Here is a 6,279-nt window from a genome sequence, read left to right on the forward strand (position 1 = left end):
AGATGTGGATAAGAGACAGGTGTCGGGGGAATGTTCCGCCAATTCGCGGACGGTGGCAATCGCAAACGGGCGAATGTCCCCGCCTGCCAGGGGTGGGGGTGTTCCACCCTGTAACAACTGTATCGCCGGGAGCCGGCGCGCTGTGTCAAAGCGGATCAGATGTGTGCGGCGATATGGGGGTGATGCGTAGCGAAAATCGCGAAAAAAGTGGTCAAAGTGCAGCAATCCGGACTTGGCCCGGAGTTTGCGATGTGCGCCCAGGCCCGCCCACCGGCGAGGCTGCACGCACCGGTTGGCGCCCTGCGGGACAGGGGCGCGGGGGCGGAACGCAAACAAACAAGGCAGCAAAACCAAAGGCCAAGGAGGAAGACATGACTATTCGTGCGAAAACGGGTGTGCTGAAGCGGACGGCGATGGCGGGTGCACTGTGTGCGCTCGGTCTGGGGCAGGCCCATGCGGTGAGTTTCTCGCAGGGCGACTCGACGATCGATATCAACGGGACGATCAACGGCTTCTATTCGAACCGCACGTCCGAGTCCGGTGGCGTGAAGACTCACGACTCCGCGCTGACCAACGGCCTGCTGCCGGGCTGGATCAACTTCGTGTTCACGACCAAGGTCGAGGGGCTGGACATCAAGGCGCACGTGGGTTTCGCGCCCGGCATCAACGACAAGTCGGACGTGGTCGGCCTGCCGACGAACCCGGGCTGCGGCGGGGCGACCGGCTGTGACAGCCCCTTCTCGCAGATCGATACCCGCAACCTGTACTTCCAGTTCGGCGCGCCGGACTGGGGCACGATCAAGCTCGGCCGCGACATCGGCCTGTTCGGCCAGAAGATCATCCTTTCCGACATGACGCTGCTAGGCCTGGGCGGCAACAGCTACGCGGCGACGCCGTTCAACACCACCTTCGGCATGATCGGCCACGGCTACATGTACACCGGCTTCCAACCGCAGATCACCTACACGACGCCGACGATGGGCGGCTTCTCGGCCTCGGCCGGCATCTTCGATCCGAACAAGTTCGCCGGGGACGAGACCAAGGACCCGGGCTTCCAGGCGATGCTGAACTACGACTGGAAGGCGAGCGAGACGACGACCGGGTCGCTGTGGGCCGGCTACATCCACCAGGGCACGAGTGGCGACGGCAGCTTCGATGCCAACGGCTACGAGCTCGGTGCGAAGATCGGCATCGGCAACTTCGAGGCGGTGGCCTACGGCTTCGACGCGAAGGGGCTGGGGCTATCGACGGTCGGCGCGCTGTACTTCTCGCCCTTCGAGAAGACCAAGGGCAAGGGCTACTTCGTGCAGGGCACGTACAAGTTCGGCAAGACCAAGGTCGGCCTGAACTACGGCGAGAACCGCGACAGCAGCGGCACGCTGAGCGAGACCAACAAGTTCCGTTCGGCGACGCTCGGCGTGTATCACAGCCTGAACAAGTACATCACGCTGGTGGCCGAGTACAACCGCGAGAAGGGCACCGGGGCGGAGATCTTCCCGGGCGATCTGAAGACCCGCACCATCTCGCTGGGTGGCATCCTGTTCTTCTGAGTCGCACGCAAGTGGTGGCCCCGGGCAAGGCGCCCGGGGCCTGCGGGACAGGTCGATCCGGGGGGAGCGGGAATCCCGATATAATCGGAAGCGCGTCGCACCGGCGGCGCGTCCGACATGCCGTTCATCCTCCACCTTCCTCGCCGACCTTGATCGAGAATCGACCCGCCAGACTCCTCGTCGTCGACGACGACCCGGTGACCCGTGCCCGGCTCGAGGCCTACTTCTCGAACGAGGGCTACGAGATGCTGGCCGTGTCGAACGGCGAGGACATGTGGCGCACGCTGCAAGCCGAGCCCATCGACGTCGTGCTGCTCGACGTCGGCCTGCCGGGCAAGGACGGGCTGGAACTGGCGCGCGAGCTGCGGGCGCACGACGAGCGCCTGGGCATCATCCTCGTGACCGGGCGCAGCGACGAAATCGACAAGATCGTCGGCCTGGAGTCGGGCGCCGACGACTACGTCACCAAGCCTTTCAATGCGCGCGAACTGCTTGCGCGCGTGAAGATCATCCTGCGCGGCAACCGCAACCGGCCTGCGACGCAGGAGCGCAGTGCCTACCGTTTCGGCGGGTGGACGCTGGAGGTCGGCCATCGGCGCCTGGTCGCGAGCGACGGCAGCCGGGAAAGCCTGACCCGCGGCGAGTTCGAGCTGCTGGCGAGCTTCGTGCGCCGCCCGGGCGTGGTGCTGAGCCGCGAGCGCCTGATGCAGACCGTGAGCCACCGCGCGTGGGACCCGAACGACCGCACGATAGACGTGCTGATCTCGCGCCTGCGCGAGAAGCTCGAGGACGACCCGAGGAACCCCGAGCTGATCGTGACGGTGCGCGGCGAGGGTTACCTGTTCGCGGGTGACGTCACCGCCGTTTAGCCGTCGGCGTCCCTTTGATTCTTTTCGCCCCTTTCCTGCGCGCCAAGCCAGTCTTCGAGCGCGGCGCAGGCCTCGCGGCAGTCCGCGCGCAGGGTTTCGACCAGCGGTGCCAGCGTGGTGACGTCGGTCGCCGACTCCGTTGCGGCGTTCTCCAGATGGCGCGTTGCCGCCATCACCCGCAGAAAGCCCAGATTGCCGGCGGCGCCGCGCATGCGGTGCGCGCGCTTGCCGAGCGCCAGTCCGTCGTTCGCCGCGAGATGGGCGTCAAGTTCGGCGAGCGCCGCGTCGGTGTCCGCGCGGAAGAGGCCGAGCAGGCGCGCGAGCGTCGCGGCGCCGAGGCTGTCTAGCTCCGCGGCGAGGTAGACCTCGTCGAGCACCGGTTCGCCGGTCGCGGATGAGGCGGCCTCGTCCGGCCGGGACGGTGTGGCGGGGCTGGCGGCGGTCGCGGCCGCGAGGGCGCGTGCGAGTTGCCCGCGGTCGAAGGGCTTGCTGAGGAAGCCTGCCATGCCGGCGTCGACGTAGCGGGCGACGGCATCCGCAGACACGTGTGCCGACATCGCGATCACCGGCACGGCCGCCCAGCGGCCCCCGTCGAGCTTGCGAATCTCCCGCGCCACCTCGACGCCGGAGGCGCCCGGCAGGCTGATGTCCATCAGCACGGCGTCGAGCGGGGCTCGGCGCTGGCCGAGCAGCGCAATGGCTTCCTCGCCGTCGCCGGCGACGAGCGGGCGGTGGCCGAGGGATTCGAGGTAACGCACGCACACGATGCGGTTGATCTCGTCGTCTTCGACCAGCAGCACGTCGAGCGCGCGCTGCGCGCTGTCGGGGCGGGTGTCGGAGGCTGCCTGCGGGAGCGCCTCGGCGAGCTCGAAGGGAAGGTCGAAGGCGACCTGCGTGCCCTGTCCGGGCGCGCTTTCCAGCGCGATGCGCCCGCCCAGCAGTTCCACCAGGCGCTGGCAGATGGCGAGCCCGAGGCCGGTGCCGCCGGGGCGGCGGTGGCGGGCGTCCTCGACCTGCACGAAGGGTTTGAACACTTCGGCGCATTGTTCGGACGGGATGCCGATGCCGGTGTCGGTGACGGCGAAATGCAACCGCGCCGGTCCGCCCGCTTCGACGCCATCGGCGCGTACGGAAACCATCACCGAGCCTTCGTCGGTGAACTTGATCGCATTGCCGATGAGGTTGAGCAGGATCTGATTGAGCTTGCGCCGGTCGCCGACGAGGATGTCGGGTACGTCGGGGGCGATGTCGCGCACCAGCGCGATGCCCTTGGTGCGTGCCGCGACGCCCTGCAGCGCGAGCATGTTGTCGATGGTGTCGCGCAGCGCGAACGGTAGCTGCTCGAAGTCGAACTTGCCGGCCTCCAGGCGCGAGAAGCTCAGCATGTCCTCGAGGATCTCGAGCAGGGTCGTGTTGGCGTAGCCGATCATGCGCACGTATTCCTGCTGGCGCGCGTCGAGCCCGGTGTCGCGCAGCAGCTGCACGCTGCCGCTGACGCCGGAGAGCGGGGTGCGCAGCTCGTGGCTGAGGGTGGCGAGAAACACGGCCTTCGCGCGGTTGGCTTCCTCGGCCTCGCGCCGCGCGACCGCGTGTTCGGCGACTTCGTGTTCGAGCAGGGTGTTGCTCTGTTGCAGCTCCGCGGTGCGCGTGGCGACCTGATCCTCCAGTTCCTGCTGGTGGCGCAGCAGTTCGCCTTCCAGGCGCCGGCGCTCGCGCGCATGGTCGCGGAACTGCTCCAGTGCACGCGCGAGGGGGGTGAGGGGATCGTTGCCGGTGGCCGGGATGGCGACGTCGAGCTGGCCGCTCGCCAGCGCGCGCACGGTGGCCTCCATGCCCTGCAGGCGGCCCAGCACGTGGTAGCGGAACAGCACCCACAGGGTCGCCATGAGGGCGAAGAACAGGATCGCGCCGACCGCGAGGAAGCCGACGATGCCGCGTTCGACGGCGCGCTTCGACTGCTCGCCGGCGAGGTCGATCGCGGCGCGTGCGGCGACTACCATGGCCCCCGCCTGCTCGGTGAGCCGTGCCGCCTGCGCGGCCCCGTCGTCGCGCAGCTGCCGCAAGCTGCGTAGCAGCTCGAGGCGCTGCAGGCGGGTCGCGAACAGGCCGTCCGCCGCCGTCGCGGTGGCGAGCACGGCGTAATGCGCGGCGCCGCTCGCCTTGCGGCCGGGGTCGATGATGTCGTCGAGGCGGCGGCGCAGGATCTCGCGGTTGCCGTCGAAGCTCGCCTGCAGCGCCGCGAGCGCGTCGGGGGCGTCCTCGCGCTCGAGGCGTTCGAGCAGGGTCTTGAGGTTGAAGCAGGCGAGCTGGAACTCGGCCATGCGCTCCATGCGATCGAAGTTCACCTCGACCAGGCGGTCCAGCGATTCGAACACGCGTTCCCTGGGCGGGTTGCGTTCGATCAGCGGGTAGAGGCTGGAGATCGTTGCCGTCGTCGAGGTCGAGGCGTTCGCCGCGAGCGACTCCGGCAACATCACCAGCGCCAGCACGGCCTGCTGCTGGGTGGCGAAGAGCTCGCGTTCCCGCCGGTCGAGCGCGAGGCGGCGGCGCACTTCGTCGGCCTGGCGGGCGAGGTTTGCCGCGATCGCATCGAGCGTGCCCGCAACGACCGCGCCGAGGCCCGGTTCGAAGCGGCGCTGCTCCAGTCGCTGCAGCAGGCCGCGCAGCTCGGCGAGTTGTTCGCCCGACGTCCGCTGGAGGCGATCGACCTCCTCGGGCGATTCCGCGCGGCCCAGCCGGTCGACGACCGCGCCGACGCGCATGTTGAGGCGCGCGACCGCCTGCACGGCGTCCATCGCCGGCACCGCGTCGTCGATGATCGCGCGCTGCGTCGCGACGACCTGCTGGAAGCTGAACCATGCGATTGCGGCGACCGCGAGCGTGAGCAGCGCGGCTGCGCCGAGCACGACGACGAGCTTGCCGATCAGGCCGAGGCGCGCATCCAGACGGGCGATCCAGGCTTTCATCGGCTGTGTCGGTCCGGTCGGGGCGGGGGTGGCGGCATATTGGAATTGCGCGTGGGGGATATTCCTGTGGGAGCGGCTTCAGCCGCGAATGGGCCGCGACGCGTGCGATGGCGCCGATTCGCGGCTGAAGCCGCTCCCACACGAAGCGCTGCCCTGTGGTTTGTACGAGTCCTCTCGACTTTGTCCCCGCATTGCGATTGGAATACCATTCTGCGCGCAAGGTGCGAACTCAGGCAACGCGGGCGTTTGCGCCTTCCCGCGGCGGCAGTCTTGTCGCCTGCGCACCTCGACACCTCCGGAACACCTGCATGCGGCGTATCCCTGTCGTCATCGCGAGCGCGCTGCTGGCACCGGCCAGCGCTGTCGCTGCGGGCCCCGCGCCGCGCGAGATCACGCGCTGGGAGGCTCCCTACGATTACTCGCAGGCGGGCATCGCCGCCTCCTACGTGCCGGCAAGGCCGGCGACGCGGCGCTGGACGCTGTGCGCGGCCTTCCCGCACATCAAGGACGCCTACTGGCTGGGTGTGAACTACGGCATGGTCGACGAGGCGCGACGGCTGGGCGTGGCTTTGCGCCTCGTCGAGGCAGGCGGCTATCCCAACCTGCAGCTCCAGCGCGAACAGTTGAAGGCCTGCGGCAGCGATCCGCAGGTCGATGCGGTGATCCTCGGCACGGTGTCCTTCGACGGCCTCACCGACGTCATCGGCGAGATCGCGCAGCGCGTGCCGGTGCTCGCGACCGTCAACGACATCGCGGGCGAGGGCATCGCGGCGAAGGTCGGCGTGTCGTGGCACGAGATGGGGCGCCTCGCCGGCGAGTACCTCGTGCGGCGCCATCCGGGGCGCGGCGAGGAGGTTCCGGTGGCATGGTTCCCGGGGCCGCAGGGGGCGGGCT

The 6,279-nt window shown here is 68.8% G+C and carries 4 protein-coding genes; 3 read left to right on the top strand and 1 reads right to left on the bottom strand.

Annotated elements, in window-relative coordinates:
* Positions 1-371: 371 nt before the first annotated feature.
* Both GO615_RS26860 and torR read left to right on the top strand, forming a co-directional pair.
* Positions 372-1,550 (top strand): porin, encoded by a 1,179-nt coding sequence (locus GO615_RS26860; RefSeq protein ID WP_169132918.1) that lies wholly within the window; start codon positions 372-374, stop codon positions 1,548-1,550.
* 149 nt (positions 1,551-1,699) lie between these two features.
* Positions 1,700-2,419 carry a two-component system response regulator TorR gene (gene torR / locus GO615_RS26865; protein ID WP_169132919.1) on the top strand — a complete coding sequence of 240 codons (720 nt, stop codon included), beginning with the start codon at positions 1,700-1,702 and terminating at the stop codon, positions 2,417-2,419.
* Here torR and GO615_RS26870 read toward each other — a convergent pair.
* A complete protein-coding gene (locus tag GO615_RS26870; protein WP_169132920.1) occupies positions 2,416-5,385 on the bottom strand; it encodes an ATP-binding protein in 2,970 nt (989 codons plus the stop codon). The genes torR and GO615_RS26870 overlap by 4 nt on opposite strands.
* Before the next feature lie 308 nt (positions 5,386-5,693).
* Between GO615_RS26870 and GO615_RS26875 the strand changes: the two genes are divergently transcribed.
* A partial coding sequence (locus GO615_RS26875) for a substrate-binding domain-containing protein (protein ID WP_169132921.1) occupies positions 5,694-6,279 on the top strand: 586 nt, incomplete at its 3' end.

The organism is Aromatoleum evansii (genome assembly GCF_012910805.1).
GTDB lineage: Bacteria > Pseudomonadota > Gammaproteobacteria > Burkholderiales > Rhodocyclaceae > Aromatoleum > Aromatoleum evansii.